The sequence below is a fragment of the Novosphingobium sp. TK46 genome, assembly GCF_055361525.1.
This window is the reverse complement of the sequence record NZ_CM143963.1, coordinates 1,824,805-1,850,630: the sequence shown is the minus strand read 5'-3', so window position 1 is coordinate 1,850,630 and position 25,826 is coordinate 1,824,805. Positions and strand designations below refer to the sequence as shown.

Annotated in this window: 28 protein-coding genes and 1 pseudogene; 5 read left to right on the top strand and 24 right to left on the bottom strand. The window is 64.3% G+C overall.

Annotation, left to right across the window (positions count from 1 at the left end; translation table 11 throughout):
- Positions 1-27 precede the first annotated feature (27 nt).
- Together ACXJ1Z_RS08915 and ACXJ1Z_RS08910 are read left to right on the top strand one after the other, a co-directional pair.
- On the top strand, positions 28-486 hold the full coding sequence (locus tag ACXJ1Z_RS08915) for a DUF2793 domain-containing protein (protein ID WP_463781073.1): 459 nt from the start codon (positions 28-30) through the stop codon (positions 484-486).
- A gap of 190 nt (positions 487-676) precedes the next feature.
- Complete coding sequence (locus tag ACXJ1Z_RS08910; protein ID WP_463781072.1) at positions 677-1,747, top strand: OmpA family protein; 1,071 nt, start codon at positions 677-679, stop codon at positions 1,745-1,747.
- Between the two features lie 230 nt (positions 1,748-1,977).
- Here ACXJ1Z_RS08910 and queC read toward each other — a convergent pair whose 3' ends face one another.
- The 6 genes from queC to ACXJ1Z_RS08880 form a co-directional block, all read right to left on the bottom strand.
- The gene (gene queC, locus ACXJ1Z_RS08905; RefSeq protein WP_463781071.1) at positions 1,978-2,673 is read right to left on the bottom strand and encodes a 7-cyano-7-deazaguanine synthase QueC; all 696 of its coding nucleotides are present in this window, start codon (positions 2,671-2,673) and stop codon (positions 1,978-1,980) included.
- A gap of 54 nt (positions 2,674-2,727) precedes the next feature.
- Positions 2,728-3,135: a DUF3617 domain-containing protein gene (locus tag ACXJ1Z_RS08900; protein ID WP_463781070.1), complete on the bottom strand. Its 408-nt coding sequence runs from the start codon at positions 3,133-3,135 to the stop codon at positions 2,728-2,730.
- A gap of 125 nt (positions 3,136-3,260) precedes the next feature.
- Positions 3,261-4,172 carry an Hsp33 family molecular chaperone HslO gene (hslO, locus tag ACXJ1Z_RS08895; RefSeq protein ID WP_463781068.1) on the bottom strand — a complete coding sequence of 304 codons (912 nt, stop codon included), beginning with the start codon at positions 4,170-4,172 and terminating at the stop codon, positions 3,261-3,263.
- Positions 4,169-5,098 (bottom strand): ornithine carbamoyltransferase, encoded by a 930-nt coding sequence (gene argF / locus ACXJ1Z_RS08890; protein WP_463781067.1) that lies wholly within the window; start codon positions 5,096-5,098, stop codon positions 4,169-4,171. Before argF ends, hslO begins: the two co-directional genes overlap by 4 nt.
- Positions 5,095-6,285 (bottom strand): aspartate aminotransferase family protein, encoded by a 1,191-nt coding sequence (locus ACXJ1Z_RS08885; RefSeq protein WP_463781066.1) that lies wholly within the window; start codon positions 6,283-6,285, stop codon positions 5,095-5,097. Before ACXJ1Z_RS08885 ends, argF begins: the two co-directional genes overlap by 4 nt.
- A 132-nt stretch (positions 6,286-6,417) precedes the next feature.
- Positions 6,418-7,218: a cold-shock protein gene (locus ACXJ1Z_RS08880; RefSeq protein ID WP_463781065.1), complete on the bottom strand. Its 801-nt coding sequence runs from the start codon at positions 7,216-7,218 to the stop codon at positions 6,418-6,420.
- 248 nt (positions 7,219-7,466) lie between these two features.
- On the opposite strand from ACXJ1Z_RS08880, the gene ACXJ1Z_RS08875 reads away from it, so the two are divergent.
- The gene (locus tag ACXJ1Z_RS08875) at positions 7,467-7,898 is read left to right on the top strand and encodes a protein tyrosine phosphatase family protein (RefSeq protein WP_463781064.1); all 432 of its coding nucleotides are present in this window, start codon (positions 7,467-7,469) and stop codon (positions 7,896-7,898) included.
- A gap of 168 nt (positions 7,899-8,066) precedes the next feature.
- Here the strand turns inward: ACXJ1Z_RS08875 and ACXJ1Z_RS08870 are convergent, their stop codons facing one another.
- From ACXJ1Z_RS08870 to ACXJ1Z_RS08785, 18 genes and pseudogenes are all read right to left on the bottom strand, one after another.
- Positions 8,067-9,497, bottom strand: coding sequence for an ammonium transporter (locus ACXJ1Z_RS08870; protein WP_463781063.1), 1,431 nt, complete (start codon positions 9,495-9,497; stop codon positions 8,067-8,069).
- Positions 9,498-9,508: 11 nt separating this feature from the next.
- Positions 9,509-9,847 (bottom strand): P-II family nitrogen regulator, encoded by a 339-nt coding sequence (locus ACXJ1Z_RS08865; protein ID WP_463781062.1) that lies wholly within the window; start codon positions 9,845-9,847, stop codon positions 9,509-9,511.
- A gap of 150 nt (positions 9,848-9,997) precedes the next feature.
- Positions 9,998-10,699 carry an endonuclease/exonuclease/phosphatase family protein gene (locus ACXJ1Z_RS08860; RefSeq protein WP_463781061.1) on the bottom strand — a complete coding sequence of 234 codons (702 nt, stop codon included), beginning with the start codon at positions 10,697-10,699 and terminating at the stop codon, positions 9,998-10,000.
- Positions 10,700-10,707: 8 nt separating this feature from the next.
- Positions 10,708-11,283, bottom strand: a complete 576-nt coding sequence (locus ACXJ1Z_RS08855) for a pyridoxamine 5'-phosphate oxidase family protein (RefSeq protein ID WP_463781060.1) — start codon at positions 11,281-11,283, stop codon at positions 10,708-10,710.
- Positions 11,284-11,331: 48 nt separating this feature from the next.
- Positions 11,332-12,858 (bottom strand): peptide chain release factor 3, encoded by a 1,527-nt coding sequence (locus tag ACXJ1Z_RS08850; RefSeq protein WP_463781059.1) that lies wholly within the window; start codon positions 12,856-12,858, stop codon positions 11,332-11,334.
- Positions 12,859-12,895: 37 nt separating this feature from the next.
- Positions 12,896-13,642, bottom strand: coding sequence for an SDR family NAD(P)-dependent oxidoreductase (locus ACXJ1Z_RS08845; protein WP_463781058.1), 747 nt, complete (start codon positions 13,640-13,642; stop codon positions 12,896-12,898).
- A gap of 43 nt (positions 13,643-13,685) precedes the next feature.
- Positions 13,686-14,558: an aldose 1-epimerase family protein gene (locus tag ACXJ1Z_RS08840; RefSeq protein ID WP_463781057.1), complete on the bottom strand. Its 873-nt coding sequence runs from the start codon at positions 14,556-14,558 to the stop codon at positions 13,686-13,688.
- Between the two features lie 8 nt (positions 14,559-14,566).
- Complete coding sequence (locus tag ACXJ1Z_RS08835; protein ID WP_463781056.1) at positions 14,567-14,986, bottom strand: hypothetical protein; 420 nt, start codon at positions 14,984-14,986, stop codon at positions 14,567-14,569.
- Positions 14,987-14,990: 4 nt separating this feature from the next.
- Positions 14,991-17,399, bottom strand: a complete 2,409-nt coding sequence (gene pheT / locus ACXJ1Z_RS08830; RefSeq protein ID WP_463781055.1) for a phenylalanine--tRNA ligase subunit beta — start codon at positions 17,397-17,399, stop codon at positions 14,991-14,993.
- Positions 17,400-17,412: 13 nt separating this feature from the next.
- The gene (gene pheS, locus ACXJ1Z_RS08825) at positions 17,413-18,501 is read right to left on the bottom strand and encodes a phenylalanine--tRNA ligase subunit alpha (protein ID WP_463781054.1); all 1,089 of its coding nucleotides are present in this window, start codon (positions 18,499-18,501) and stop codon (positions 17,413-17,415) included.
- A gap of 61 nt (positions 18,502-18,562) precedes the next feature.
- Positions 18,563-18,891 (bottom strand): annotated as a pseudogene (locus ACXJ1Z_RS08820) (GIY-YIG nuclease family protein).
- 206 nt (positions 18,892-19,097) lie between these two features.
- Positions 19,098-19,457: a 50S ribosomal protein L20 gene (gene rplT / locus ACXJ1Z_RS08815; protein WP_463781053.1), complete on the bottom strand. Its 360-nt coding sequence runs from the start codon at positions 19,455-19,457 to the stop codon at positions 19,098-19,100.
- Between the two features lie 13 nt (positions 19,458-19,470).
- Positions 19,471-19,674, bottom strand: coding sequence for a 50S ribosomal protein L35 (rpmI, locus tag ACXJ1Z_RS08810; protein ID WP_463781052.1), 204 nt, complete (start codon positions 19,672-19,674; stop codon positions 19,471-19,473).
- Between the two features lie 212 nt (positions 19,675-19,886).
- Entirely contained in the window at positions 19,887-20,096 is a 210-nt protein-coding gene (locus ACXJ1Z_RS08805; RefSeq protein WP_463781051.1) for a hypothetical protein, read from the bottom strand.
- Between the two features lie 95 nt (positions 20,097-20,191).
- Entirely contained in the window at positions 20,192-20,398 is a 207-nt protein-coding gene (locus ACXJ1Z_RS08800; protein ID WP_463781050.1) for a cold-shock protein, read from the bottom strand.
- A gap of 280 nt (positions 20,399-20,678) precedes the next feature.
- Complete coding sequence (ctrA, locus tag ACXJ1Z_RS08795; protein WP_463781049.1) at positions 20,679-21,374, bottom strand: response regulator transcription factor CtrA; 696 nt, start codon at positions 21,372-21,374, stop codon at positions 20,679-20,681.
- A 146-nt stretch (positions 21,375-21,520) separates the two neighbouring features.
- Complete coding sequence (locus ACXJ1Z_RS08790; RefSeq protein ID WP_463781048.1) at positions 21,521-22,891, bottom strand: putative O-glycosylation ligase, exosortase A system-associated; 1,371 nt, start codon at positions 22,889-22,891, stop codon at positions 21,521-21,523.
- On the bottom strand, positions 22,888-23,052 hold the full coding sequence (locus ACXJ1Z_RS08785) for a hypothetical protein (RefSeq protein ID WP_463781047.1): 165 nt from the start codon (positions 23,050-23,052) through the stop codon (positions 22,888-22,890). The genes ACXJ1Z_RS08790 and ACXJ1Z_RS08785 overlap by 4 nt, the downstream gene beginning before the upstream one ends.
- A gap of 65 nt (positions 23,053-23,117) precedes the next feature.
- Between ACXJ1Z_RS08785 and ACXJ1Z_RS08780 the strand changes: the two genes are divergently transcribed.
- Complete coding sequence (locus tag ACXJ1Z_RS08780) at positions 23,118-24,362, top strand: TIGR04063 family PEP-CTERM/XrtA system glycosyltransferase (protein ID WP_463781046.1); 1,245 nt, start codon at positions 23,118-23,120, stop codon at positions 24,360-24,362.
- 53 nt (positions 24,363-24,415) lie between these two features.
- Positions 24,416-25,822 (top strand): hypothetical protein, encoded by a 1,407-nt coding sequence (locus ACXJ1Z_RS08775; RefSeq protein WP_463781045.1) that lies wholly within the window; start codon positions 24,416-24,418, stop codon positions 25,820-25,822.
- Positions 25,823-25,826: the final 4 nt, after the last annotated feature.

Sequence of the window (25,826 nt, the reverse complement as noted above, 5' to 3'; positions counted from 1 at the left end):
CCGACACTTCCCGCTGGAGACGACCGCATGCCCGATACCATTGCTTTTGCATCCGTCACGCCGCGCCTGTCGCTGCCGCTCCTGTTCGTCGCGCAGGCGGGCAAGGAGCTCTGCCACAACGAGGCGCTCGCCCGAATCGATGCGCTGCTTCACGCCGCCATCAAGGATGAGGCCGACGCGCCTCCGCCAGCGGCGCAAGACGGCGAATGCTGGCTCGTAGGCGCCCGACCCGAAGGGAGCTGGCGCGACCACGCCGGCGAGATCGCGATCTTCCAGGCCGGAGCCTGGCTGTTCACGGCGCCCGCCCCGGGAATGCGGCTGTTCAACCAGCGCAACGGCCAATTCATTTTATTCCACGAGGCGTGGCAAAAAGGAGGGGAACCCCAGGAACCAATCGGGGGGCTGTATGTTGATAGCGAGGCTCGGACCGCTATCGCGACGCTGATCTCGGATCTTAGGGCTTCTGGTATTTATCCTTCTGCTTGAAAGCAGTGGCGAGTTTACAGGGGTTTATGGTGCCGTCTGCAAAGCATAGCTCGCGATGCGGACAAGTCGATACATCTGCAAATGCGACATATATACAACAGCCGTGGTCATTGTACGCTTGCGTAGGGTCTGCGGACGGGATAGATGCCCAATCACTCGGTGGCTCCAAATTCCTGAATAGGGGAACGATATGAGGAAACTCGTTATTGGCTTGGCGCTGGCTTCTACAGCCATCGCCACGCCTTCATTCGCGCGCGACGACGCATGGTACATCGAAGGTGACTTCGGTGCGACTCTCGTCGAAGACTCCAAGTTCGACATCGCTGGTCTGAACAACGCTGCTTCGCTCGACTCGCACTATGGTTTTGATGGTGGCGTGGCGATCGGTTACGATTTCGGCGCGTTCCGTCTCGAGACGGAAGGCAGCTTCCGTCGTGCAGAGAGCGATGAGTACTCGACGGCAGTCGGTACGTTCGACGACCGCGGCCATGCCAGCGCCTTGGCGTTCATGGTCAACGGCCTGCTCGACTTCGGTGCCGATGACGGCATCCAGGGCTTTGCTGGCGGTGGTGTCGGCGTTGCCCGCATCCACTACAACTCGTCGCTGAACACCGTGCCCGGCCGTACCGTGCCGTTCGACGACAACGACACCGGGTTCGCCTGGCAGTTGCTCGCCGGCGTTCGCGCTCCGATCACCAAGAACATCGACATCGGTTTGAAGTATCGCTTCTTCAACGCCGACAACGTGGACATGACCGGCACCTTCGGCGCGCCGATCGAGACCCGTTTCCGTTCGCACTCGCTGTTGGGCACGATCGGCTTCAACTTCGGTGGCGCAGAGCCAGTCGCTCCCCCGCCTCCGCCGCCGCCGCCGCCGCCTCCTCCTCCGCCCCCGCCGCCGGCTCCGGTCTGCAACAAGGGTCCGTACATCGTGTTCTTCGACTGGGATAAGTCGGACATCACGCCTGAGGCTGCGACCATTCTCGACAGCGCCGTCAGCGCCTACGCGAATTGCGAGAGCGTGCCGATCATGCTGGCCGGTTACACCGACCGTTCGGGTTCGACCCAGTACAACCAGGGTCTGTCTGAGCGTCGTAACGCCTCCGTGCGTTCGTACCTCACCAGCCACGGCATTGCCGACGGTTCGATCTCGAGCCAGGCATTCGGTGAAAGCAACCCGCGCGTCCCGACTGCGGACGGTGTTCGCGAGCTGCAGAACCGCCGCGTCGAGATCACTTACGGTCCGGGTTCGGGCATGTAAGCGAACCGGCAACGGTTACAGGATTGAGGGGTCGGAGAAATCCGGCCCCTTTTTCTTTGTGCGGTCAAATCGCCTGCATCAGGGCGAGATGGTTACGTCGTTCGAGACGACCTGGCTGTTCGTCACGCTACCGTTCCGCGCGGTTGGGAACGGTAGCCTGGCACAAGAGCCGATCGCATACGTCTCGCAGCTTGGGACCGAGAGAAAGCGGCACGTAGCCACCGCGTAAATCAGGCGGCGTAAGCGGTTCCATCGATCAGGCCCGCGTCTTCGAAACCGGCCTTGCGCAATCGGCAGCTGTCGCAAAGCCCGCAGGCAAGCCCTTCGTCGGTGGGGTCATAGCACGACCAGCTCATCGCCGGGTCCAGACCTAGACGGGCCGTCTCGGCCGCGATCTGCGCCTTGCCCAGGAACTGCAGCGGCGCGTGGATCGTAAAGCCGGACCCTTGTGCCCCGGCTTTCGTCGCCAGCTCCGCAAGATCCTGGAAGCCGGCAATGAACTCCGGCCGGCAATCGGGATAGCCCGAGTAATCCAGCGCGTTCACGCCGATGAAGATATCGCGCGCCCCCAGCGCCTCTGCCCATGCCAGCGTCAGGGACAGGAACACGAGGTTGCGTGCCGGCACGTACGTCACCGGAACATCCGCACCCACCCCATCCTTGGGCACGGCGATATCGTCGGTGAGCGCGGAGCCGCCGAATTGTCGCAAGTCGAGGGGGAGCACCACGTGGCGAACCGCATCGAGATGAGCGGCGATCGCATGCGCCGCGTCGATCTCACGGCGATGACGCTGGTTGTAATCGATCGTCAGCGCATGAACGGCGAAGCCGCTCTCGCGCGCAAGCGCGGCAGCTACCATCGAGTCGAGACCGCCGGAAAGAAGTACGACCGCCGGCTTGGAGGTGGGATTGCTGATCTCTTGCATCAGTCGGCCTTACTGCGAGACCAACGCCGATGAAAGGGTGAGCCGCTGCAGCCCTCAGCTGCGGCAATCTCCGAGACGCCGGGCTTCGGCGGAGAACGCGAACGGCAGGCCCTCGGCAATCCCCTGGCTCTCGATCTGCAGCAAGCTGTCGGATTCGCGCCGGATCTGGGTCCGGCCGTATCCATGACCGGGGCAGGTGTACTGAATGGCGACTTCCTCAGCCCCATCCTCGACGGTCATCCGCGAACAATTTAGCCGCGAATGTCGCAATTGGATCAAGCGCCGCGCATCGTTGAGACAAATCCGTGTCACCTTGCCCGGCTCGTCACGTTGCCGCAGTTCCCATTCGCCTTTTTCCACGCGGTTGAGCATGGACAAGCGCTGGACATCGGCCAACACCACGCCGGACGTAAGTATGCAAAGCGCAGTGGCGAGCGACCTCAGGGCGAACTTGGCGTTCATGGCTTGGCGGTCCTGGACGTGTGATGAAGCAGGCAGAAAAGCCGATCACCATCGAGAATTGATGTAGCACACCTTGGTCCGCCGTCCAAGCGCCCTCCAGCATCGACGAAGCGAGCAGCAATGACCTAGGCGTTTACGCGGATGATCTTCGAACAGAAGGCACAATCGACCGGGATGGTTCCGTCCGGGTCCCTCATCTCGACGCGCTGATCCTCGGGAAAGCCCGAAAGCACCGATTGGTAATGCTCGACCGTACATCGGCAGCCGCGCGTGACCGATGTCAGCGTCTCGACGCGAACCTCTCGCTCCTCATGGAACAGGCGGGTCAACAAATCTTCGAGCGGCAGACCTGCATCGACCAGCTCGTCGTGGCGGGTGCTGCCGGCCATCGTCGCGACATGCTCCCACTCGGGATGCGCGTCCTTCACATGCAGCCGCTCGCGCCCCTCCTCGCCATCGGGGAAGTGCTGGACCAGCAGACCACCAGCGATGCAGCGGGCTCCTTCCGATCGGACCGCCACGCGCAGCAGCGTCGGCACTTGTTCCGACTGCGCGAAATAGGCCTCGCACGATCGGGTCAGCGATTCGCCTTCAAGCGGGACAATCCCCTGATAGCGCTCACCGCTGGATGCGAGGTCGAATGTGATGGCAAGATAACCCTCACCAAACAGATTTTCGAGCCGAGGGGTCGTGGCCATCGCCTGCGCCATCTCGCGATCGTGGCTGACATAGCCCCGGACGGCACCGCGCAGGTAATCGCACACCAGCAGGTCGACCGAGCCGCCCTTGGCTTGCGCCTGCAGGGTTAGCTGGCCGTCTTCATCCTTCAGCAGCGAGCCCATCAGCGCGGTCAGCACCAACGCCTCTGCGAGCAGGTGCTTGATTGCCGGCGGATAATCATGCGCGGACAGTACGGTCTCAAGAGCTGGACCCAGACGGACGAGCCGGCCACGCGCGTGCCGATCGGCGATCGTGAAACCAATCACCTGGTCGAAGCCCGTCCGCTCAACCCTGATGTCGGCTGCGGTTCCGCTCATAGCTGACCCAACGCCCAGCGCAGGATCGACTTCTGGGCATGGATCCGGTTTTCCGCCTCGTCCCAGATCGCCGATTGAGGCCCGTCGATGATATCCGCAGTCACTTCTTCACCGCGATGCGCAGGAAGGCAATGCAGGAACACCGCGCCTGGATCGGCCAACGCCATCAATGACGCATCCACCTGGTATGGCGCCATGGCGGCCAGATGGGCGTCGCCGCCGGCCTGGCCCATCGAGATCCAGGTATCGGTCACGACGACCTGCGCGCCGCGCACCGCTGCCTGCGCGCTATCCGTCATGATCACCTGTCCGCCTGCCCGGCGCGCCGCATCAATGAAGCCCGCACTCGGTTCGTAACCGGCGGGCCCTCCCACGCGAATGGTGAACTTCATCAGCCCCGCCGCTTCGATGAGCGAGTTGGCGACGTTGTTGCCATCGCCAAGCCATGCCACCTGCAGGCCCGGCAGCGCGAATCCGCGTTCGATGACGGTAAGCAGGTCCGCGACGATCTGGCAGGGGTGCGACAGGTCGGTCAGGCCGTTGATCACCGGAACCTCCGCATAGTGCGCCAGTTCCTCGATCTTGGCATGATCGTCGGTTCGGATCATGATCGCATCGACCATGCGGCTAAGCACCCGCGCGGTATCCGCGACAGTCTCCCCACGCCCAAGTTGGGTGCTGCCCGATTCCATGATCAGCGCACTCCCGCCCAGTTGGCGCATCGCCATGTCGAACGATACCCGAGTACGCGTCGAATTCTTCTCGAAGATCATCGCGAGGACATGGCCGGCAAGCGGCGCATCGGCATCGGGGCGCCCTTTGGCCCAGCCCCGACGCGCCGTCTTGCGATCGAGCGCGTCGTTGATCATGGCCGCCACGGCATCGCCGCCGGCGTCGGCAAGTCCGATGAAGTGCCGCGTCGTCATGCGACGACTGCCGGTTGGTAGCTGGCGGCGGCGGCCGACAGCTTCTCCATGAACTCGTCGATGTGGCTTTCGTCGATCACCAATGGCGGCACGATGCGTACCACGTTCTCGCCCGCCGACACGGTCAGCAGCCCATGGTTATCGCGCATGTGGGCGACGAATGCGCGCGGCTCCACCTTCATCTTGAGGCCGATGAACAGGCCCCGACCGCGGACCGAATCGAACAGCTCGGGATAATTGCCGAGGAACTGCTCGATGCGCCCGCGCAGGCGTTCACCCTTGAGGCGGACGTCGGCGAGGAACGTCTCGCCGCCGATCACGTCCAGCACCGCGTTACCTGCAGCCATCGCCAGGGGATTGCCCCCGTAAGTCGAGCCGTGCGTCCCCGCGATCATGCCACGCGCGGCCTTTTCGGTCGCCAGGCAAGCACCCAGCGGAAAGCCACCGCCGATGCCCTTCGCAGTGGCGAGGATATCCGGATCGAGGCCATATTGTTCGTGGGCATAGAACGTGCCCGAACGGCCCACGCCGCTCTGCACCTCGTCGAGGATGAGCATCAGGTCATGCGCATCGCACAATGAGCGCAGTCCCTTCAGGAAGGCATCGTCGGCCACCCTTATGCCACCCTCACCCTGGATCGGCTCGACCAGGAAGCCGGCAGTGTGCGGACCGATCGCGGCCTCGGCGGCTGCCAGGTCGTTGAACTCGACATAGCGGAAGCCGGGCAGCAGGGGCAGGAAGCCCTTATGCATCTTCTCCTGGTTGGAGGCGCTGATCGTTCCGAGCGTGCGCCCGTGAAAGGCGTTGTTGAAGGTGATCAGTTCGAAGCGATCCGCGTTGCCGCCGTGCTGGTGATAGGCACGTGCAGTCTTGATCGCGCACTCCACCGCCTCGGCGCCCGAGTTGGTGAAGAACACCGTGTCTGCAAAGGTCAGGTCGACCAATCGCTTCGCCAGCGCCTCACCCTGTGGGCTGCCATAGAGATTGGAAACGTGCATCAGCGATGCCGCTTGCTGCTGGATCGCGGCGATCAGCCCCGGATGAGAATGGCCGAGCGCGTTGACCGCGATGCCGCTGGCGAAATCGAGGAAGCGACGGCCGTCTTCACCGATCAGATGGCAGTGTTCGCCGCGCACGGGGCGGACGTCGCACCGGGGATAGACGGGCATCAGCGGAGTGATCGACATGGCCGGACTTCCTGCAGGTATGGATTGTCGGGGATTTGCAAACGACAAATGGCGGCCCAGGCGGGCCGCCATCTGCGCACTTTGGCTTTTGCGAGAATCCGGGTCAGACGACCCGGAGCCTGGCCGGCAGGATCAACCCTGGCGCGGGACGAGGTTGACCGCCGAGTACTTGCCTCGTCGATCCACTTCGATGTCGAATTCGACCTTGTCGCCTTCGTTGAGGCCGGACATGCCCGAACGCTCGACCGCGCTGATGTGTACGAACGCATCAGGCTGGCCGTCGTCACGCGTGATGAACCCGAAGCCCTTCATCGAGTTGAAGAACTTGACCGTTCCGGTTGCCTTGTCGCCGGTGAGCTGACGTTGCGGCGCCGCTTCGCGCGGTGCCTCGTCACGCTTCTCGACGGGAATGATATCGCCAACAACCACGAGATCACTGGCCGACACCTTGCCACCACGATCCACCAGCTGGAATTCCAGCTGCTGACCTTCGGCAAGACCTTCGAGACCGGCACGCTCGACCGAGCTGATGTGCACGAACACATCATCGCCGCCCTCTTCACGCTGGATGAAGCCGAAGCCCTTGGCCGCGTTGAAGAACTTTACGACGCCCTTGCCCTGGCCGACAACTTGCGCGGGCATGCCGCGACCACCGCCGCCGCCGGCACCGCCGCCGAAGCCACCGCTGCGAGGAGCGCCGCCGCCGAAGCCGCCACCACCGCCGCCGCTGTAGCCACCGCCGCGAGGAGCGCCGCCGCCGAAGCCGCCGCCACCACCGAAGCCGCCACCACCGCCGCCGCCGCCGAAGCGATCACCGCCGCCGCCGCCGCCGCCACGGTCCTGGCCTGCGAAGAACGGATCGAAATCTTCTTCGCCGCCGAACCGATCCCGCTTGTCACGACCCCTACCGCGACGTCCTCTATCAAAACCCATCTCTACGAACGCACCTTCGCTCCGCCCCAAAAGCTCTCATCTGGTCACGTGGACGAGCCGCGCCAAACGCCGGGAAAATGGTCGGCAAACATGCACAACCTTTTCCCGCGATTTGAGCTTATATACAACATGCAAGGGCTTGGCGAACACAAATGCGTGGGTTTCGGCGGTGCATGTCGAATTTACGCATGGCTGTGCTAGGAGCGGCCGGTCAGGCCCGAGGGTCGTTTGCAGGGAACCCGCAAGTCATGTTTCGCAAGCTCACCGATGAAATCTACGCCAGCCCGCAGATCGGCCTCGACGACGTCGAACAGGCCCGCATGCTGGGAGTGACGCTGATCATCAACAACCGCCCCGAAGGCGAAAGCGATGACCAGATCGAAGGCGACAGGATCGCGGCCGCAGCCACTGCTGCGGGTATCGACTATGTCGCCATCCCCGTCACGCACGCCGGCTTCGCCGAACATCAGGTGACCGCGATGGCAGCGGCGCTTGAACGCAGCGGCGGCCCCGTCTTGGCCTATTGCCGGTCCGGCACCCGATCGACGCTGCTGTGGGCACTTGCTCGCGCGAAGTCCGGCGGTGACCCCGATCAGCTGGCCGAGCAGGCGGCCGCCGCCGGCTACGATGTCGCGCCGATTCGCCAGATCATGGACATGCTTGCCGCCGGATCGAAATAGTCCGGCCGCTCCCCTCGGAAGCACCGTTATTGCTGAGCGCATGAAAAGAGGGCCGGAGCTGCTGGCTCCGGCCCTTTTGAAGTTTGTGTTCGCAGGAGGAACATCGGATGGCGGGGTCCGATCGGAGGAGAGGAGGAGTAAACCGGCCCCGCCAAACTGGTAGAAAACTCAGTAGTTGTAGGCGCGCTCACCATGGCTGGTGATGTCGAGGCCGGCGTTCTCGTCTTCGATGCTCGGACGCAGACCAATGGTCTTGTCGATGATGAAGTAGAGGACCGCCGAGATCACGCCTGAGTAGACGAGCGTGAAGAGCACCGCCTTGATCTGGGTGATGACCTGACCGCTGATCGAGTACGTCGAGGCATCGAACACTGCGGGAAACTGGGTGTAATCGAACACACCCTGACCGCCGAGCGCCGGCGATGCGACGATCCCGGTGCCGATGGCGCCGATGATACCGCCGATGCAGTGAACGCCGAACACGTCGAGGCTGTCGTCGTAGCCCATCTTGATCTTCACCTTGGTGACGAAGATGTAGCAGACCGGCGAGACGATCAGGCCCAGCACGATCGAGGTCATCGGCGCGCCAAGGCCCGCAGCAGGCGTGATCGCCACGAGGCCGGCGACGGCACCGGTCACGGCGCCCAGCATGCTGGCCTTGCCGTGGTGGAACTGCTCGATCAACGACCAGCTGACGGCGGCGGCGCAAGTGGCGAGCATTGTGTTGATGAAGGCGACCGCGGTGACGCCGTTGGCTTCGAGGTTGGAGCCGGCGTTGAAGCCGAACCAGCCCACCCACAGCAGGCTTGCGCCGATCATGGTCATGACGAGCGAGTGCGGCGGCATGGGCTCACGCGGGTAGCCGTGACGCTTGCCGATGAAGAGGCAGCCCACCAGGCCAGCGATGCCGGCGTTGATGTGAACGACGGTGCCGCCCGCGAAGTCGAGAGCGCCCCAGCCCCACAGCAGACCCGAGTCGGTCGGAGAGTCGGCCAGGAAGTCCGGGCCGGCCCAGTACCACACCATGTGCGCCATCGGGTAATAGACGAGGATCGACCACAGCACGACGAAGACCAGCAGCGCGCTGAACTTCACGCGCTCGGCAAAGGCGCCGACGATGAGGGCAGGCGTGATCATCGCGAAGGTCATCTGGAAGACGACAAAAGCGAGTTCGGGGATGTAGACGTTGTTGCTGAACGTCGCGCCCATCGTCGTGCCGTCGACGCCGATCAGGAAAGCCTTCGACAGGCCGCCGAAGAAGTGATTCTCACCGCCGGAGGTGAAGGCGATCGAATAGCCGACCGATGCCCACAGCAGGCCCGCGACCGAGACGATCATGAACACCTGCATGCAGACGCTAAGCATGTTCTTGGCGCGCACCAGACCGCCATAGAACAGCGCCAGGCCCGGGATCGACATCAGCAACACCAGCGCGGCGCAGATCAGCATCCACGCGGTGTCGCCCTTGTTGACCATGCCGGCCATCGCGGCCGCATCGGGGGCCTTGATCGGCGCGGCGGCTTGCGCCCATGCCGCGGTGGAGGCGGCGAGCGACGCGATCGTCGCGCCGGCGCCGCAGAATATCTTGCGGTTCATCATGGAATTGCCCCTCACAGCGCGGTGTCGCCGGTTTCGCCGGTGCGGATGCGCACGGCCGAAGCCAGGTCGAGAACGAAGATCTTGCCGTCACCGATCGCTTCGGTGCTGGCGACCTGCTGGATCGTCTCGACGATCTTAGCGGCCATGTCGTCCGGTACGGCGACTTCTATCTTCACCTTGGGAAGCATGTTGGTCGAGTACTCGGCACCGCGATAAATCTCGGTCTGCCCCTTCTGCCGCCCAAAGCCCTTGACCTCCGAAACAGTCATGCCCGCGACGCCGATGGCGCCAAGAGCTTCCCGCACTTCGTCGAGCTTGAACGGCTTGATGATGGCGATGATGAACTTCATGCCGATCCCCTTGTAGCCCCCGGCCCACCTGCCGGTGACATCGGGTTTGCAAGCGACGTGCCAATTTAGGTTTTGGTAAGATATCAACACCGCTCAGCGGATAGCGGTGAGCAGGTGCAACATGACTCGCTCGTTTACTAAGCAGCGTGCCTAAATTTTGGGCAGCCCGAGGGATGCAAATACCGGCAGGTGGTCCGAACCTATCGCAGACAAGGCGCTGCGATGCACTCCGGTTCCCAACACCTCGCACTCGCCAGAAACTATGATACGATCAAGCGATGCGACCGGGCGTCGCGAAGGGAAGCTGCGTCCCGGTGTCAGCACCTTCCAGTCGGTGCTGAACTCGCGAAAGCAGCCACCCTTTGCCGCCCACTCGTTCATGTCTCCCATCAAGACCGTCGGCATCGCGTCGGGACATCCGGCAGCATGTGCAAGGACGGAGCGAACCTGATGGCGGCGACGCAATCCCGACAGGTCGAGATGCATGCCGACTACGCGCACGCAACGCCCTTCGATCCGCAAATCCGCACGAATGGCACCGCGCGGTTCGAGCACCGGAAGTGGGACAGGCGCGGCCTCGATGAGTTCGATGTTGCGGCGAACCAGTATCGCATTCCCGTGCCAGCCGAGGCTGCCGGGTTTCATCGACAGGGGGACCGGACGATAGTCGGTCAGATGGATCGCCTCGAGCGGCAGCACCGTTTCGCGCTGGCCGTAGCGCCGGTCGACTTCCTGCAACGCGATCACGTCGGCATCGATCTCGCGCAGGATCGCCAGTATCCGGTCCGGATCGCGCCGCCGGTCGACGCCCACGGCCTTATGGATGTTATAACTGGCGAAGGTGACTTGCATCGCGGCTACTAAGCGTCAGAACCCGATTTGTTTCCGGCGATGAAACGATCCGTCGGACGCACCGGCAACCCGTCGATGCTGCGAGTGCGGCTTTTGGCCTTGGCTTCCCAGGCGGCGGGATCCTGCTGCGCATGATACCTCACCAGCGTGTCACGCTCATGGTCGAGCGCCATGACAGGCACGCCCCAGCCGCAACTGGTCTGCACGCTTTGCACCGCGACATCGAAGATCTGCCGCGTACCTGCGAGCAAGTTAAAGCGTGTGGAAAGCTCGTCCCAGTCCGCATCTTGCGGCAACACTGGCCGACCCTGTCCGTAGATGCGCAGGATCAGCGCGGGCTGCTGGAAGTTGCACATCATGATCGTTATGCGGCCGTCCGCCACCAGATGCGCATGGGTCTCGTTGCCCGACCCGGCGAGATCGAGCCACGCGACGCGGTTGGGTGAAAGGACCCGGAACGCATCGTAGCCCTTGGGACTGAGGTTGATGCGCGCATCGACCGTCGCCGTGGCGATGAAGAATACGCTCTGACGAGAAATCATCGCGACATGCGCGTCTGTCAGATGATCGGAAAATTCAGCCATGATCCCCGCCGATATTCTCGCTAACCTACCCCATCAAGACGCCGCGTGTCACCGCTCCTTGGTGGCGCTGAAGGCGAGGTCGGGATTGCGCTCTTCCTGGTAGTTCACGTCCCAGGCCGAGCGGGCCATGAACACCGGGTCGCCGTCGCGGTCCTTGGCCAGGTTCATCTTGTTGAAGTCGGCGAAGGTCTTGAGCGCGGCGTCCGAACCCTTGAGCCAGCGGGCGGTGTCGAACGGTGCCGGCTCCAGCATCGCCTCGACCTTGTACTCCGCCTCCAGCCGCGAGATCAGCACTTCCAATTGCAGCTGGCCGACGACGCCGACGATCCACTGCGAGCCGATCTCCGGGTAGAACACCTGGATCACGCCCTCCTCCGACAGATCGTCGAGAGCCTTGCGCAGCTGCTTGGTCTTGGTCGGGTCTTTCAGCTGGACGCGGCGCAGGATTTCCGGCGCGAAGTTGGGCAGGCCGATGAAGCGCACGTCGTTCTTTTCCGACATCGTATCGCCCACCCGCAGCGTACCGTGATTGGGGATGCCGATGATATCGCCGGGCTCCGCATTGTCAGCGATCTCTCGATCTTGCGCGAAGAACAGGATCGGCGAGTGCACCGCGATCGGCTTGCCGAGGCCCGAGGGCGTCAGCTTCATGCCGCGCTTGAAGGTGCCGGAGACCAGCCGCATGAAGGCGATGCGGTCGCGGTGCATGGGGTCCATGTTGGCCTGCACCTTGAAGATGAAGCCGGTGACCTCGTCGAACTCGGGCAGGATCGTGCCCTGCTCGCTGGGCTGCGGGCGCGGCGGCGGGGCGAAGCGGCTGATCGCGTCGATCAGCTCGGCGATCCCGAAGTTCTTGAGCGCGGAGCCGAAATAGACTGGAGTCAGGTTGCCGGCGCGGTACTGCTCGAGATCGAAGGCGGGATAGCCACCGTGGGCCAGCTCCATCTCCTCGGCGACGTCCTCGGGCAGAGTCACGTCCGCGTCGACCTTGCCGAGGAACTCGCGGCTGGGGCCTTCGGGTCGCGCGACCGTGCCGGTCTCGATGTCGTAGATGCCCTGGAACACGCCGCCCATGCCGACCGGCCAGGACATCGGGCACACGTCGAGCGCCAGCATGTCGGCCACTTCGTCCATCAGATCGAAGCAGGCGCGGCCTTCGCGGTCGACCTTGTTGATGAAGGTGATGATCGGCAGCGAGCGCAAGCGGCAGACCTCGAACAGCTTGCGGGTCTGCGGCTCGATGCCCTTGGCCGCGTCGATCACCATGATCGCCGAGTCGACCGCGGTGAGCGTGCGGTAGGTATCCTCGGAGAAATCCTCGTGCCCCGGCGTGTCCAGCAGATTGAAGGTGATGCCCTCGCGCTCGAAGGTCATGACCGAACTGGTCACGGAAATGCCGCGCTGCTGCTCGATCTTCATCCAGTCGGAGCGTGCACGCCGCGCCGCGCCGCGCGCCTTGACCTGCCCGGCCAAGTGGATCGCGCCGCCTTGCAGCAGCAGCTTTTCGGTCAGCGTGGTTTTGCCGGCGTCAGGGTGCGAGATGATGGCGAAGGTGCGGCGCGTATTGATCGTCATGCGCGCGCCATACGAGCGCGCGGCTCTACTCGCAACGTCAGCTGTCGCGAGCGACCTGGAAGCCCGCGAACGACTGGTTCACCGGCATGATCTCCAGCGCGTTGATGTTGACGTGGCGCGGCTGGCTGGCGACCCACAGCACGACCTCGGCGATGTCCACTCCGGTCAGCGGATTTACGCCGGCATAGAGCTTGTCCGACGCCTGCTGGTCGCCGGTGCGCACAAGGGTGAACTCGGTTTCGACCATGCCGGGCTCGATCGAGGTTACGCGCACGCCAGTGCCCGACAGGTCGGAGCGCAGACCCAGCGCGAACTGGCGCACGAAGGCCTTGGTGCCGCCGTAAATGTTGCCGCCCGTGTAGGGATACGTCGCCGCCACCGACGACAGCATGACGATACCCCCCCGCCGCTCGATCAGCTGCGGCAGCAGCTTGTGCGTCAGCGCGGCGAGCGCGGTGACGTTGGTCTCGATCATTGTCGTCCAGGCGGTGAGGTCGGCATCCTGCGCCTTGTCTGTGCCCACCGCGAGCCCGGCATTGTTGACCAGCCAGTCGATGCCGGTGAAGGCGATCGGCAAGGCGGCGAGGGCGGCATCGCGCGCGGCCACATCGCGCACGTCATAGACGCAGGGATGGAAACGATCGGGACCAAGCTCCTGCGCCAACGCCTCGAGCCGCTCGGCCCGGCGACCGGTGCCGACGATGCGCCAGCCAGCGCCGGCGAACGCACGCGCGGAAGCCTCGCCGATCCCAGACGTCGCGCCGGTGATGAGGACTGTCTTCATGGTTTTTCCTTGCACGGTGGAGACTTGCGACGAGCGCGGAGCGTCAGAAGGCAGGATCGACTGTCACACCCATGCGGAAGCCGCGGCTGTCACCCGCCGGCAGGCTGACGATGCCCAGCTTGTCGCGAAAATCGCCTTGGTAACCGACCGTGTCGGCGATCCCCTGCCAAGGTTCGATGCACAAGTACGCCGCGCCGGGCTTCTGCCAGATCCCCAGCATCGGCATATCGGGGAAGGCGACAGTCAAGGACGACGCACCCGGCGCCCCGAACCGTATCGAACGGCTGGCTAGGTCGTCCCAGATCAATGCGTCGGCTTCGAACAGGGATGCGTCGGGTATCAAGTCGTGGCCGACCACCGGGGTCTCGAAGCGGCTGGCCAGCAACAGTCCGCTGGCAGGGTCGATGCGGCGGATCGGCTGAGGCTCGGGTTGTGCGAAAGTCACGCGGTGATCCGCCTTGTCGGCGCCACCGGGCAGAGGCCAGGCAAAGGCCGGGTGAAAGCCCAAGCTGAACGGCATCGCCTCGGCCCCGGTATTGGTGACGCGCGCCTCGACATGCAGCGTCATCGCTTCGAGGCGGAACAGCAGATCGAGCGCGAAGGCGAAGGGATATACGGCACGGGTCTGCGCATCGTTACGCAGGCGAAAATGCGCCGTGCCTTCCTCCGCTGCGACCAACGCGAAGTTCGCGTGACGCGCGAAGCCGTGCTTGGCCAATTCGTGCGTCTCGCCATCCAACCGATAACGGCCATCGTTGAGCATGCCGACGATCGGGAACAGGATCGGCGCATGGCCGGTCCAGAATGCCGGATCGGCATCGGTCATGTATTCGCGCCCTGCCGTGTCGGTCAGCGACCATAGCTCCGCACCAAGCGGATTGATCCGCGCCGTCAGCCCTGCGGACGCGATGGTCACAAGCGCGCTCACAGATCGAACTCGCCGAGGCTGCGCGGTCGCGCCAGTTGCCAGTCGAGCCCGTCGAAGCGGTCCTCCAGCTCGTCCCACTGGACCATCGTCCCTGCCGGGATCCCGAGTTCGGGCAAGTGCAGGCGGAGCAGCGCGCGCGCGGCGTTCACGTCGGTCGCATCGATGTCGATGACGCAAAAGCACTTCCCGGGCTCTGCACCCGCATCCTCACCATCGAAATACAGCGTTCCGCCGCCGTCGCTGCAACCCAGATCCGCCAGTCGCAACTCCGCATCGAGGTGGACGGTAAAGCGGTGGTGCCGCTCCAGCGGATCGATATCGCCGGGAATGAAGACGGTCATGAACGTCGAATCGTCGGGTTCGCGCATCTTCTGGCGCAGACCGTCGTCGAGGAACCGTTCGATCATCTGCACCATCGGCCTATCCTCGCAGCACTGCGCCCAGCTTGGCGGCTGCCGCGGTTACCTTGTCGGCGATCGCCTTCAGGTCTGCCTCGGCATAGCTCTTTTCGCCCGGCTGCAGCGTAACTTCAACCGCCAGTGACTTGTGTCCTTCGGGAACGCCCTGACCACGGAAGTCGTCGAACAAGCGCGCGGCGACGATGTTCACCTTGTCCGCGCCCTGTATGGTGCGAACGAGGTCGCCAGCCGGCAGGCCGACCGGAACCAGGAACGCGAAGTCGCGCGTCACAGCCTGCAGTACCGGCGGCGCATAGGCCGTCCGCGCGAACCCGGCCGCACCCTTGCGCGCAGGAACCGCGTCGAGGAAAAGCTCGGCGATCGCCACGGGACCGGCGATGTCGAACAGTTTGGCAGTGGCGGGATGCAGCATGCCGAAACGCGCCAGCACCGTCTTGGGGCCGAGCCGCAGCGTGCCGGATTGACCGGGGTGGAACTGAGGGCCCGCCTCGCCCATCACCTGCAGCTTGTCGACCGGCGCGCCGGCTTGCGCCAGCAGCGCCAGCGCCGCGTCCTTGGCATCGAAGGCGTCGAAGCTGGTCGCCTTGCCGGTAGCCCAGCCGCGTGGCGTCTTCTCACCCGCCAGCACCAGGCCCAGCGTCAGCCGCTCATCGCTCGCGCCGCCCGCCCCGCGCAAGTAACGCCGGCCGATCTCGAACAGCCGCAGCGCGCTGGCCCCGCGGTCGAGATTGCGGCGCGCGGCCGACAGCAGACCCGGCAGCAGCGACGGTCGCATGACCTTCATGTCCTCGCTGATCGGATTCGCAAGCGTCCAAACTTCACCGTCTGCGAAGGCAGCAGCCTCGGCCGCGGGCAGGAACGACCAGGTGACGGCTTCGTGCAACCCGCGCGCGGCAGCAGCGCGGCGCACGCGGCGCTCCAGCTTCTGTGCGGGCGTGGCGGTGGGGCGGGCGACACCTTCGGCGCGGGGCAGCGCGACGCTCTTGACCTGCTCGAGGCCGTGGATGCGCACGACCTCCTCGACGAGATCGGGGGCGCCGGCGATGTCGGGACGCCAACCCGGGACGGTTACCGACCAGCTGCTGTCGAAGCCGGCCTGCGTTTCGACCACCGCGAAGCCCAGGCTTTCGAGTATGGCCTGCTGACGCGTGGGCGAGATCGCCACACCGCCCAGTCGTTCGGTCAGTGCGGGCTCGAAGTGGACCGTCTTGGGTGTCGAGGGCGGCGCACCGGCGCGTACCGCTTCGGACGCCTCACCACCGCACAACGCGATGATCAGCGCGGTCAAGTGGTCCAAGCCCGTATCGAGAAAGGCCGGGTCGATCCCGCGCTCGAACCGGCTGCGCGCATCCGACGTCAGGTTAAGCTTGCGACCGGTGCGGGCGATGCGCTCGGGGTCGAAGTAGGCAATCTCGAGCAGAACGTCGGTGGTGTTGTCACCGCAGCCCGAATGCTCGCCGCCCATGATGCCGGCAATGTCATGCACCCCGGCCTCGTCGGCGATCACCGTCATCTCCGCATCGAGTGCGTAAGTCTTGCCGTTCAGGGCGGTCACCTGCTCGCCATCGCTTGCGCAGCGGGCGACGACCGCCCCGGTCAACTTGGCGAGGTCGTAGGCGTGCGCGGGGCGGCCATAGGACAGCATGATGTAGTTGGTCGCATCGACCAGCGCCGAGATCGCGCGCTGTCCGGCGGAATGGAGCACATCCTGCAGCCACTGCGGCGATGGCCCGTTCTTCACACCGCGGATGACGCGACCGTAGAACGCGGGGCAACCCTCCGGATCGTCGGTGCGGATCTCGACCGGGCAGGGATAAGCCTCGTCGATCGGCGCGGCAACGATCGGCTGCAGGGTGCCAATTCCCTTGGCGGCGAGATCGCGGGCGATGCCATAGACGCCCATGCAGTCCGGGCGATTGGGCGTGACCGAGACGTCGATGACCGGATCGACGCCGCGATAGTCGGCGAAGGCGGTTCCGACTGGTGCGTCTTCGGGCAATTCGATGATGCCGTCGTGATCTTCGCCCAACTCCAACTCGCGAGTCGAGCACATCATACCGTTCGATTCGACGCCGCGAATGGCCGACTTCCTGAGCACCATGCCGCTGGCCGGCACGGTCGCACCGGGCAGGCCGAGCACGCCGATCATGCCGGCGCGCGCGTTGGGCGCGCCGCAGACGACTTGCAGCGGTTCGCCCGCTCCGGTGTCGACGCTGAGCACTTGCAGCTTGTCGGCATCGGGATGGCGCGCGGCGGTCAGTACATGCGCGATGCGGAAGCCGGCGAGCTTGGCGGACGGATCCTCCACGCCTTCGACTTCGAGGCCGATCGCGTTGAGCGCGTCGAGGATCTGATCGAGCGTGGCGTCGGTATCGAAGTAGCGACGCAGCCAGGAGAGCGAGAACTTCATGGTCTAGTCCCTCTCAAGCCGCCGTGCCGACGCCGGCCGACAAGGTCGGCACGTCGAGCGCGGAGAAGCCGTAATGCGCCAGCCAGCGCACGTCGCCGTCGAAAAAGGCGCGCAAGTCGTTCATGCCGTACTTCAGCATGGCGAGGCGATCGACGCCGACGCCGAAGGCGAAGCCCTGCCACTCGTCGGGGTCGAGCCCGCCGGCGGCGATGACCTTGCGGTTGACCATGCCCGATCCGAGCAGCTCCATCCAGGCATGTCCCGGCGCGTCACCCGAACCGCCGACCACGCGCCGGCCACCCTCGTTGGCATAGCCAACGTCGACCTCGACCGAGGGCTCGGTGAAGGGGAAGTAGCTGGGGCGCAGGCGCAGGACGATGTCGTCACGCTCGAAATAGGCGCTTAGGAACGTCTCCAACGTCCACTTGAGGTGTCCGAGGTGGATGCCCTTGTCGATGACGAGGCCCTCGATTTGGTGGAACATCGGCGTGTGGGTGGCGTCGCTGTCCGAGCGATAAACCCGGCCCGGCGCGATTAGCCGCAACGGCGCGCCTTGGGCCAGCATTGTGCGGATCTGCACCGGCGAGGTATGCGTGCGCAACAGCATCTCGCGGCCTTGGTCGTCGCGATCGGGGAAGTAGAACGTATCATGCATCGCGCGCGCCGGATGGCTCTCGGGCATGTTGAGCGCGGTGAAGTTGTGCCAGTCGTCCTCGATCTCGGGGCCGGTAGCGACGGCGAAGCCGAGGTCGGCGAAGATCTCGGCGAGTTCGTCCATGACTTGGCTGATCGGGTGGATGGTGCCGCGCGGGGTTTCCGGCGCGGGGAGCGTGAGGTCGATCGTCTCGGACGCCAGTTGCGTATCGAGCGCGGCGCTCTCCAGCGCGGCCTTGCGGCTGGTGAGCGCTTCGGTGACCGACTCGCGCAGGGCGTGGATCTTGGGGCCTTCGACCTTGCGCTCGTCCGGGCTCATGGCGCCGAGGGTTTTGAGCAAGGCGGAGATGTCGCCCTGCTTGCCGAGGTGGCGCACGCGCAGGGCTTCGAGCTCGTCAAGCGACGAGGCCTGCGCAATGGCGCCGAGTATCTGCTCTAGATCAACCACACCATATCCCAACCATCTTCGTCATTCCCGCGAACGCGGGAATCCATCTCCTGACCTCACGTCAGACACTCCGTTTCGACGGCAGCGCATCGAAGCCGAAATCCAGAGCGAGGTCGCGCCAGAGCGGATTGGCCGGCTCGATCAGATCGACCTTCCAAGCCCGTGTCCACTTCTTGAGCCGCTTCTCGCGCGGGATCGCAAGCTCCATCGTTCCGTGCTGTTCGAACCACATGAGGCGGTAGACGCCGTAGTCGCTGGTAAAGCCTTCAAGCAACCCCCCCGGTGCTGGTGCAAGCGCTGGAGCAGGTTCGACGTGACACCAGTGTATAGAGTGCCGTTCCGGTGCGAGGCCATGAGGTAGACACACGGCTGGAACACGTCGCGCTTCATTGCTTACATTTCCTTCGTCACTCTTGCGAACGCGGCATTCCATCTCGTGACGTTGCGTCGTTTGAAAGACCTGGAGATGGATTCCCGCGTGCGCGGGAATGACGAAGTGGCGTGGGCAAATGGTGTGCGACTTGGCGGCTCGTCAAACAGAAAAGGCGCGGGAAGCTTTCGCCTCCCGCGCCCTTGTCTGCTTGCCACCAAGGCGCTTACGCGGGAAGCGCGGCCTTGGCCTGGGCGATCACCGTGTTGAACACGCCGCCTTCGTTCATGGCGAGATCGGCCATGGTCTTGCGGTCGAGTTCGATGCCGGCAAGCTTCACGCCGTGGATGAACTGTGAGTAGGTCAGGCCTTCGATGCGGACGGCAGCGTTGATGCGCTGGATCCACAGGGCGCGGAAGGTCCGCTTTTTGACCTTGCGGTCACGGTACGCGTACTGGCCGGCCTTTTCGACGGCCTGGCGTGCGACGCGGATGGTATTCTTGCGGCGGCCCCGGTAGCCCTTGGCCTGGTCCAGGATCCGCTTGTGCTTTGCGCGGGTGGTAACACCCCTCTTGATACGGCTCATAGTCTAGCGCTCCTCAGCTCAGCCCGTAGGGCGCCCACTTCTTGATCGTGCGTGCATCGGCGTCGGAAATGACGTCGGTGCCACGATTCTGGCGGATGTACTTGGCGTTGTGGCTCATGAGGCGGTGGCGCTTGCCGACCACGCCATGCTTGATCTTGCCAGTAGCCGTGAGCCGGAAGCGCTTCTTGACGCCGCTCTTGGTCTTCAGTTTGGGCATTTTCGTCTCCTTGTTCGGGGACACGTACGGCCGGCCCTGGCAGCCCTTTTCGCCAGGCCGGCGCGCGAATCTCTTGGCTAAGATATTCGTTCGTGCCGATTGAAGTGCGCGCGCTTAGCGGCGGGTGGCGCAAAAGGCAAGGCGCGCGATCGCTGCCGAGCCGAAGTTGCTTGTTGCCACGGTGCTGGCAGGCCCAGGCGGGCCGCCGCGAATTACTTGCTGGTGTATTCGCCGGGCTGTGCGCGAAAGTTGTCGCGGGCAAAAGCGCGGGCGGCGTTGGCGGTCTTGAACGTCTCGTCCTGCAGCGTCGCGGTAATCAGCGGGTAGCCGCGCGAGTTGTAGCGCGTGGTCCTGACCGTCAGCCGAAAGTTGCCATCCGCGTCCTTGGCGATGAGGAAGGGGCGGCTGGTGGGATCGGCCATAGTACGGCTCCTGATGCAGGTCGGGGAAATGGGGGACTGCAACAGCGCGAACGGCATTCGGCCATCCGCGCTGTCGTTAATCAGTCAGCCTGTGATCAGGCAGCCTGGAGATTGACGGCCGAGGTCTTGCCACGGCGATCGGTCTCGAGCTCGTACGAAACGCGCTGATCCTTGTTCAGCGTGCTCATGCCGGCCGACTGAACGGCGGAAATGTGCACGAATGCGTCGTCGCCGCCGGTCTCCGGTGCGATGAAACCATAGCCCTTGTCGGCATTGAAAAACTTTACGGTGCCGGTGATCATATTAAGCGTCCTTCGTCTCTTGCATATTCAGGGCGTACCCGAGAACAGGGCACACCAGGCGTTCGTGAAGCTAGTTTAGGACAAAGGGGGGAGCTTTGCTGCCCGAAAGTCCGTCGCGGGCGACGTCAGCGGATTCGCTCTAGACCATGTGGAGCGTAAGCGCAAATCGGCAGCGCCAATCCGCCTTCGTGCCGTCGAAAACGAAAGCGGCCCGTCCTCCCAGGTGGACGAGCCGCTCACTCGAACCCCGCTCGGGCATGCGGGGGTAAAAGGATCGGATTCAAGCCGCTTCGGCCTCCACGTCGGGATCGCGCAGCACGTAGCCGCGGCCCCAGACGGTCTCGATGTAGTTGGCGCCACCGCAGGCATGCGCGAGCTTCTTGCGCAGCTTGCAGATGAACACGTCGATGATCTTGAGTTCGGGTTCGTCCATGCCGCCGTACAGGTGGTTGAGGAACATTTCCTTGGTCAGCGTGGTGCCCTTGCGCAAGCTGAGCAGCTCGAGCATCGCATATTCCTTGCCGGTCAGGTGGACACGGGCGCTGTCGACTTCGACGGTCTTGGCATCGAGGTTCACGGTCAGCTTGCCGGTCTTGATGACCGACTGCGAGTGACCCTTCGAGCGCCGCACCACGGCGTGGATGCGCGCGATCAGTTCTTCGCGGTGGAATGGCTTGGTCACGTAATCGTCGGCGCCGAAACCGAAGCTGCGCACCTTGCTGTCCATCTCGGAGATGCCGGACAGGATCAGCACCGGCGTCTGCACCTTGGCGACGCGCAGCTTCTTGAGCACGTCGTATCCATGCATGTCGGGCAGGTTGAGATCGAGAAGGATGATATCGTAATCGTACAGCTTGCCGAGATCGAGACCTTCTTCGCCAAGGTCGGTCGAATAGACGTTGAAACCCTCGGCCGTGAGCATCAGCTCGATCGCTCTGGCGGTGGTCGGCTCATCCTCGATCAACAGCACGCGCATGCGATTATCCCTTTGATTGCCCCGAAGTGCGCAAACGACCACTCACTTCGCGAGTGCTGCCGCCAGTTAACCATATGGTCTATGAAGATTAAAGGTTAATTCACCGTAAACGTCGGCGCAGGGATAAATCTAGGTTATCGCGGCAGTTACGACACCAGTACCGGGGCGGGTACCGGGCTCATCCGACGCTTCGCGATACGCCCCGCAAGCTTGGGCTCGGTGCGTTTGAGGTAGCTCCACAAGCCGTTCTGCACCCCGATCAGCATCAGCACGAACGGCTGGTAGGCGATGCCGACGAACAGCGCGCCCACCATGTAGATCACATGCGCCAGCTGCAATGCGATCGCCAGCGGCGCCTGCCATTGCTCGTCGGGCCCGGTGCGCTTGGCCCAGCGACGACGCAGCACTTCCATCTGGATGATGCCCGACAGCTGGATCGTCAACCATAGCGCCAGGCCGGGAAAGCCCTGCTCGCCCAGCATCTCGAAATAGCTGGAGTGGAATGCACGCGCGCCATCCTGGATCACCTGGGTGGTGACGACGGTGCTGCTGCCCGCCGTCTGCGTCTGCGTGGTTTCGAATCGCAGGTTGTTGGCGAGATACACGTTGAAGCCGCCGCCGAACGGGTGATGCTTGGCATAGTCCCAGGTCCAGCCCCACACCGCGAGGCGCGTGCTGGCGGACTGGTCGGCCTGGTTGTTCTCGATCGTGTTCATCCGCGCGGTGTAGGACTTGGGCAGGAACGGCACCGCCACCAGTGCGGCGAGCGCCATGCCCGCGCCGATCAACACCCGATGCCTGGCCGTGCGCAGGTAGAGCAGGCACAGCACGCCGATGCAGATCAGACCGGTGCGCGCCTGGGTGCCCACGGGGATCAGCAGGCAGGCGAAGATCAGCGCCGCGGCGAACAGCCACACCCGCTTTTCGGATGGAAAGATCGTACCGTGCTTCGCCAGCCACAGGATCGACGGGATGATCGCGATGGCGACGCAGGAGATAATCGACCCTTCGTAAAGGCCGGTATTGTTGTCGACGAAGAAGCGCAGCGTGCCATAGCCGCCGCCGCCTGCCAGCGTCTTGATCGCTCCGTCGATGATGATCGACCCCGCGCTGAGCACCATCACCAGCAGCGCGGCTTCGATCCGCAGGCGCGTGCGCAAAGTCAGTGGCAGGAAGATCGAGAAGATCAGCGCCTTCCAGACCCATGACCACTTCTCTGCTGCCTCGGCCGGGAAGTCGGCGACCATCGTGGTATAGCCGCAGTACAGCAGCAGCAGGAACAGCAGGGCCTGACGCATGGTGAAGCGCGAATCGGTCTTGTCATCAAAGAACAGCCAGCCGGCGAACGCGGCGGTGAAGAAGATCAGCGAAGTCGGGATGTGCGACAGGATCCCCCACGAGATCAGCTGCGGCGCCAGGATGTCGACGTACAGATAGGCCAGCACCCACAGGAACGGCTTACGGCAACCCAGCGCGAGGAACAGCCCCAGGAACGCGGTGAGGCACAGGTCAATCACGCCGATTCGTCCCGATCGTCGGTGGTCAGCGTCGGCTTGCGCCGCATGCCGAAGCGCGGACGCTCGGCGCCTTCAGCATCGAGGTCGTCGCGCGCCATCAGGCGCAGCGCAGCCAGCACGAGCAATCCGTGCGCTATCGACAAGGCGAAGATATCGACCATCGCCGACCGTCCTAGAGCGACGGAGTTGACGCCGCGTTAAGCGTTTTTCTGCTAGCACCAGCGCCATGATCCGGGCGCTCCACATCCTCGACCACTCGCTGCCGATGCACAGCGGCTACACCTTCCGCACCCGCGCGATCCTGAAGGCGCAGCAGCGGCTTGGCATCGAGGTGCGCGGCATCACCGGCCTTCGCCATACGATGCCCAGCGGTGCCGCCGAGGAAGCGGACGGCCTGTTGTTCCACCGCACTCCGGGTGTCGCCAGCGGGCCGGCGGGCCTTCGCGAATGGCGCGAGGTCGGCCTGTTCGCCGATGCGATCGAGAAGGTGATCGAGGATTGGCGCCCCGATGTGCTGCACGCGCACTCCCCGGCCCTATGCGGCGAGGCGGCCTTGCGGATCGCCCGGCGCCAGGGCATCCCGCTGGTCTACGAAATCCGCGCGTTCTGGGAAGACGCGGCCGTGGGCAATGGCGTGACCCGCGAAGGCTCGCTGCGCTATCGCCTGACGCGACAGCTCGAGAATCATGTCGTCGGCCAGGCCGATGCCATCGTCACCATCTGCGATGGGCTGCGCCGCGACCTGATCGCACGCGGCACCGCGCCAGAGCGAATCACCGTGGTTCCCAATGGCGTCGATCTGTCGCTGTTCGGCACGCCGCCGGAACCCGAAGCCGGCCTTGCCCGCGAGCTGGACCTGATCGATGAGCGGGGCGAGCGCTTGCCGGTCATCGGTTTCATCGGCAGCTTCTATGATTACGAAGGCATCGACATCCTGATCGAGGCGATGGAACTGCTGGTCCGCTACCATCCCGATGCCCGGTTGCTGCTGGTCGGCGGTGGTCCCTGCGAAGATGCCTTGCGGGCGCAGGCCGCGAAATCACGCGCGGCCAAGGCGATCCACTTCATCGGCCGGGTGCCGCACGATCAGGTCGAGCGCTACTATGCCCTGACCGACATCCTCGCCTTTCCACGCAAGCGCAGCCGCCTGACCGATCTCGTCACCCCGCTCAAGCCGCTGGAGACGATGGCGCAAGGCAAGCTCGTTTGTGCCTCGGACGTGGGCGGCCACCGGGAACTGGTGCAGGATGGCGTGACCGGACGCCTGTTCATGCCGGACGATGCGCAAGCCTGCGCCGGCGCGCTGGCTTCGATGTTGACGCACCGTCAACGCTGGCCCGCGCTGCGCGAGGCCGGCCGCCGTCATGTCGAACTCGAACACGATTGGGCGTTGAACGCGAAACGTTATCAAGTTGTTTACCAAACGCTCCTAGGCGTGGGTGCTCAACCAAGGCTGGGGGCAGCCGCCTGATTCGCCATGATCGCCCCCGCCCAGGCCGACGACGCTGTTGATGGGGAACTGATTTGGCCGACGAAAAGCGCAAAGGACGGGCTTCGAAACCGTCTGTCGCCAGCCATCCGCTGTTCCCTGTCGTGGTCGTGCTTTGGTTCGGCGCCCTGTTCGGGCTTGCCAGCCTCGCGATCCATCCTACCCTGATCGAACGATTGGTCGCGCTGTCCGGGATCGATAGCGTGATCCCGATGGCCGCACCGCCGCTCGGCAGGACGACCCGCATTCTCATCGCATTGTCGATGACCGGGCTGGGTTGCGCCGTCGGCGCACTGGTCGCGCGCCGGCTCGCCAAACCCCTCCCGCAAAAGACCGGCGGCGTACGCCGGACATCCGTCGCGACGGCCACGATCACGCCGGACGAGGCGCCCTCCCCTGTCGCGCTGTTCGGAGCTGAGCGTGACCAAACCGTCGACGAGGATCAACCGCAGCGTCGGCGACGTCAGCTTGCCATTCTCGATAGTGATGACCTTCCGACAGAGGACGCCCCCCTGCCCGGCAACGGACAGATCCTCAGCGTCGCCGAATTGCCGCTCAAGAGCTTCGACGAGGTGGACGAAATCTGGCTGCACAGCAGCGAGCGGGATCGAGCGCGGACGCCCGCCGAGCGCGAACCAGGCGACCGGCAGGCGGCCGACGACGAGGCGCAAACTATCACGCAAGCGCCGGCAGATACACCGGCCGATACCTCGGCCGATGGCGACGAGGACGTCACCGATCCACGCAACAACCGCCTGTTCGAAAGCTACGTCCGGCGCGTGACCGCCGGCGTGGGTTCGAACGATGCCGATGCGATCCCCTCGGCAGGGTTCGTCACGCTAGCAGCAACCGAGCAGTCCGGCGCCCCCGACGAGACCATCGTCGCGCAGCAGGTCGACCGGCCCGCATCTGCGCCTGTCGCTGCTATTCCCGGCGACACCACCTACGCCAACACCGCACAGCGGATCGCCAGCGCACCGCTCGACACGTTGTCGCATGTCGAGCTGCTTGAGCGCCTGGCGCAGACGATAGCGCGCCGCCAGACCGATCGCGCACTATCCCGCGATCACGCCGAACCCTCGGCAGCGGCGCAGCACGACGCGCCCATACCGGCTGCGCTGCGACCGCATCAGGCACCAGACCATGCGGACGACTATGCCGTGCCGGCATCCATTCCGCTGCGCACCGTCGCGTTCCCGGCAGCCCCTGGCTCCATGGACGACGCGACGTCTGACGAAAGCGTTCTCGCAACCGGATATTCGTCGCTGCTGGGAATGTCGAAGGGCGCCACCGTCCACGATTTCGCCCGCAACGATGCGGGCGAAGCCGCTGCTGCACCGCGCGCCTTCGATCCGCCAACTGCCGAAGCTGGAACCGACCAGACCGAGCAGGCCCTGCGTGCCGCCCTCGCCACGCTGCGCCGGATGAGCGGAGCAGCCTGACGCT

Excerpts from the sequence above, each read along its gene's own strand:
- ACXJ1Z_RS08915 (WP_463781073.1), top strand. The coding sequence starts at position 28 with ATGCCCGATACCATTGCTTTTGCATCCGTCACGCCGCGCCTGTCGCTG.
- ACXJ1Z_RS08910 (WP_463781072.1), top strand. The coding sequence starts at position 677 with ATGAGGAAACTCGTTATTGGCTTGGCGCTGGCTTCTACAGCCATCGCC.
- queC (WP_463781071.1), bottom strand. The coding sequence starts at position 2,673 with ATGCAAGAGATCAGCAATCCCACCTCCAAGCCGGCGGTCGTACTTCTT.
- ACXJ1Z_RS08900 (WP_463781070.1), bottom strand. The coding sequence starts at position 3,135 with ATGAACGCCAAGTTCGCCCTGAGGTCGCTCGCCACTGCGCTTTGCATA.
- hslO (WP_463781068.1), bottom strand. The coding sequence starts at position 4,172 with ATGAGCGGAACCGCAGCCGACATCAGGGTTGAGCGGACGGGCTTCGAC.
- argF (WP_463781067.1), bottom strand. The coding sequence starts at position 5,098 with ATGACGACGCGGCACTTCATCGGACTTGCCGACGCCGGCGGCGATGCC.
- ACXJ1Z_RS08885 (WP_463781066.1), bottom strand. The coding sequence starts at position 6,285 with ATGTCGATCACTCCGCTGATGCCCGTCTATCCCCGGTGCGACGTCCGC.
- ACXJ1Z_RS08880 (WP_463781065.1), bottom strand. The coding sequence starts at position 7,218 with ATGGGTTTTGATAGAGGACGTCGCGGTAGGGGTCGTGACAAGCGGGAT.
- ACXJ1Z_RS08875 (WP_463781064.1), top strand. The coding sequence starts at position 7,467 with ATGTTTCGCAAGCTCACCGATGAAATCTACGCCAGCCCGCAGATCGGC.
- ACXJ1Z_RS08870 (WP_463781063.1), bottom strand. The coding sequence starts at position 9,497 with ATGATGAACCGCAAGATATTCTGCGGCGCCGGCGCGACGATCGCGTCG.
- ACXJ1Z_RS08865 (WP_463781062.1), bottom strand. The coding sequence starts at position 9,847 with ATGAAGTTCATCATCGCCATCATCAAGCCGTTCAAGCTCGACGAAGTG.
- ACXJ1Z_RS08860 (WP_463781061.1), bottom strand. The coding sequence starts at position 10,699 with ATGCAAGTCACCTTCGCCAGTTATAACATCCATAAGGCCGTGGGCGTC.
- ACXJ1Z_RS08855 (WP_463781060.1), bottom strand. The coding sequence starts at position 11,283 with ATGGCTGAATTTTCCGATCATCTGACAGACGCGCATGTCGCGATGATT.
- ACXJ1Z_RS08850 (WP_463781059.1), bottom strand. The coding sequence starts at position 12,858 with ATGACGATCAATACGCGCCGCACCTTCGCCATCATCTCGCACCCTGAC.
- ACXJ1Z_RS08845 (WP_463781058.1), bottom strand. The coding sequence starts at position 13,642 with ATGAAGACAGTCCTCATCACCGGCGCGACGTCTGGGATCGGCGAGGCT.
- ACXJ1Z_RS08835 (WP_463781056.1), bottom strand. The coding sequence starts at position 14,986 with ATGGTGCAGATGATCGAACGGTTCCTCGACGACGGTCTGCGCCAGAAG.
- pheT (WP_463781055.1), bottom strand. The coding sequence starts at position 17,399 with ATGAAGTTCTCGCTCTCCTGGCTGCGTCGCTACTTCGATACCGACGCC.
- rplT (WP_463781053.1), bottom strand. The coding sequence starts at position 19,457 with ATGAGCCGTATCAAGAGGGGTGTTACCACCCGCGCAAAGCACAAGCGG.
- rpmI (WP_463781052.1), bottom strand. The coding sequence starts at position 19,674 with ATGCCCAAACTGAAGACCAAGAGCGGCGTCAAGAAGCGCTTCCGGCTC.
- ACXJ1Z_RS08805 (WP_463781051.1), bottom strand. The coding sequence starts at position 20,096 with ATGGCCGATCCCACCAGCCGCCCCTTCCTCATCGCCAAGGACGCGGAT.
- ACXJ1Z_RS08800 (WP_463781050.1), bottom strand. The coding sequence starts at position 20,398 with ATGATCACCGGCACCGTAAAGTTTTTCAATGCCGACAAGGGCTATGGT.
- ctrA (WP_463781049.1), bottom strand. The coding sequence starts at position 21,374 with ATGCGCGTGCTGTTGATCGAGGATGAGCCGACCACCGCCAGAGCGATC.
- ACXJ1Z_RS08785 (WP_463781047.1), bottom strand. The coding sequence starts at position 23,052 with ATGGTCGATATCTTCGCCTTGTCGATAGCGCACGGATTGCTCGTGCTG.
- ACXJ1Z_RS08780 (WP_463781046.1), top strand. The coding sequence starts at position 23,118 with ATGATCCGGGCGCTCCACATCCTCGACCACTCGCTGCCGATGCACAGC.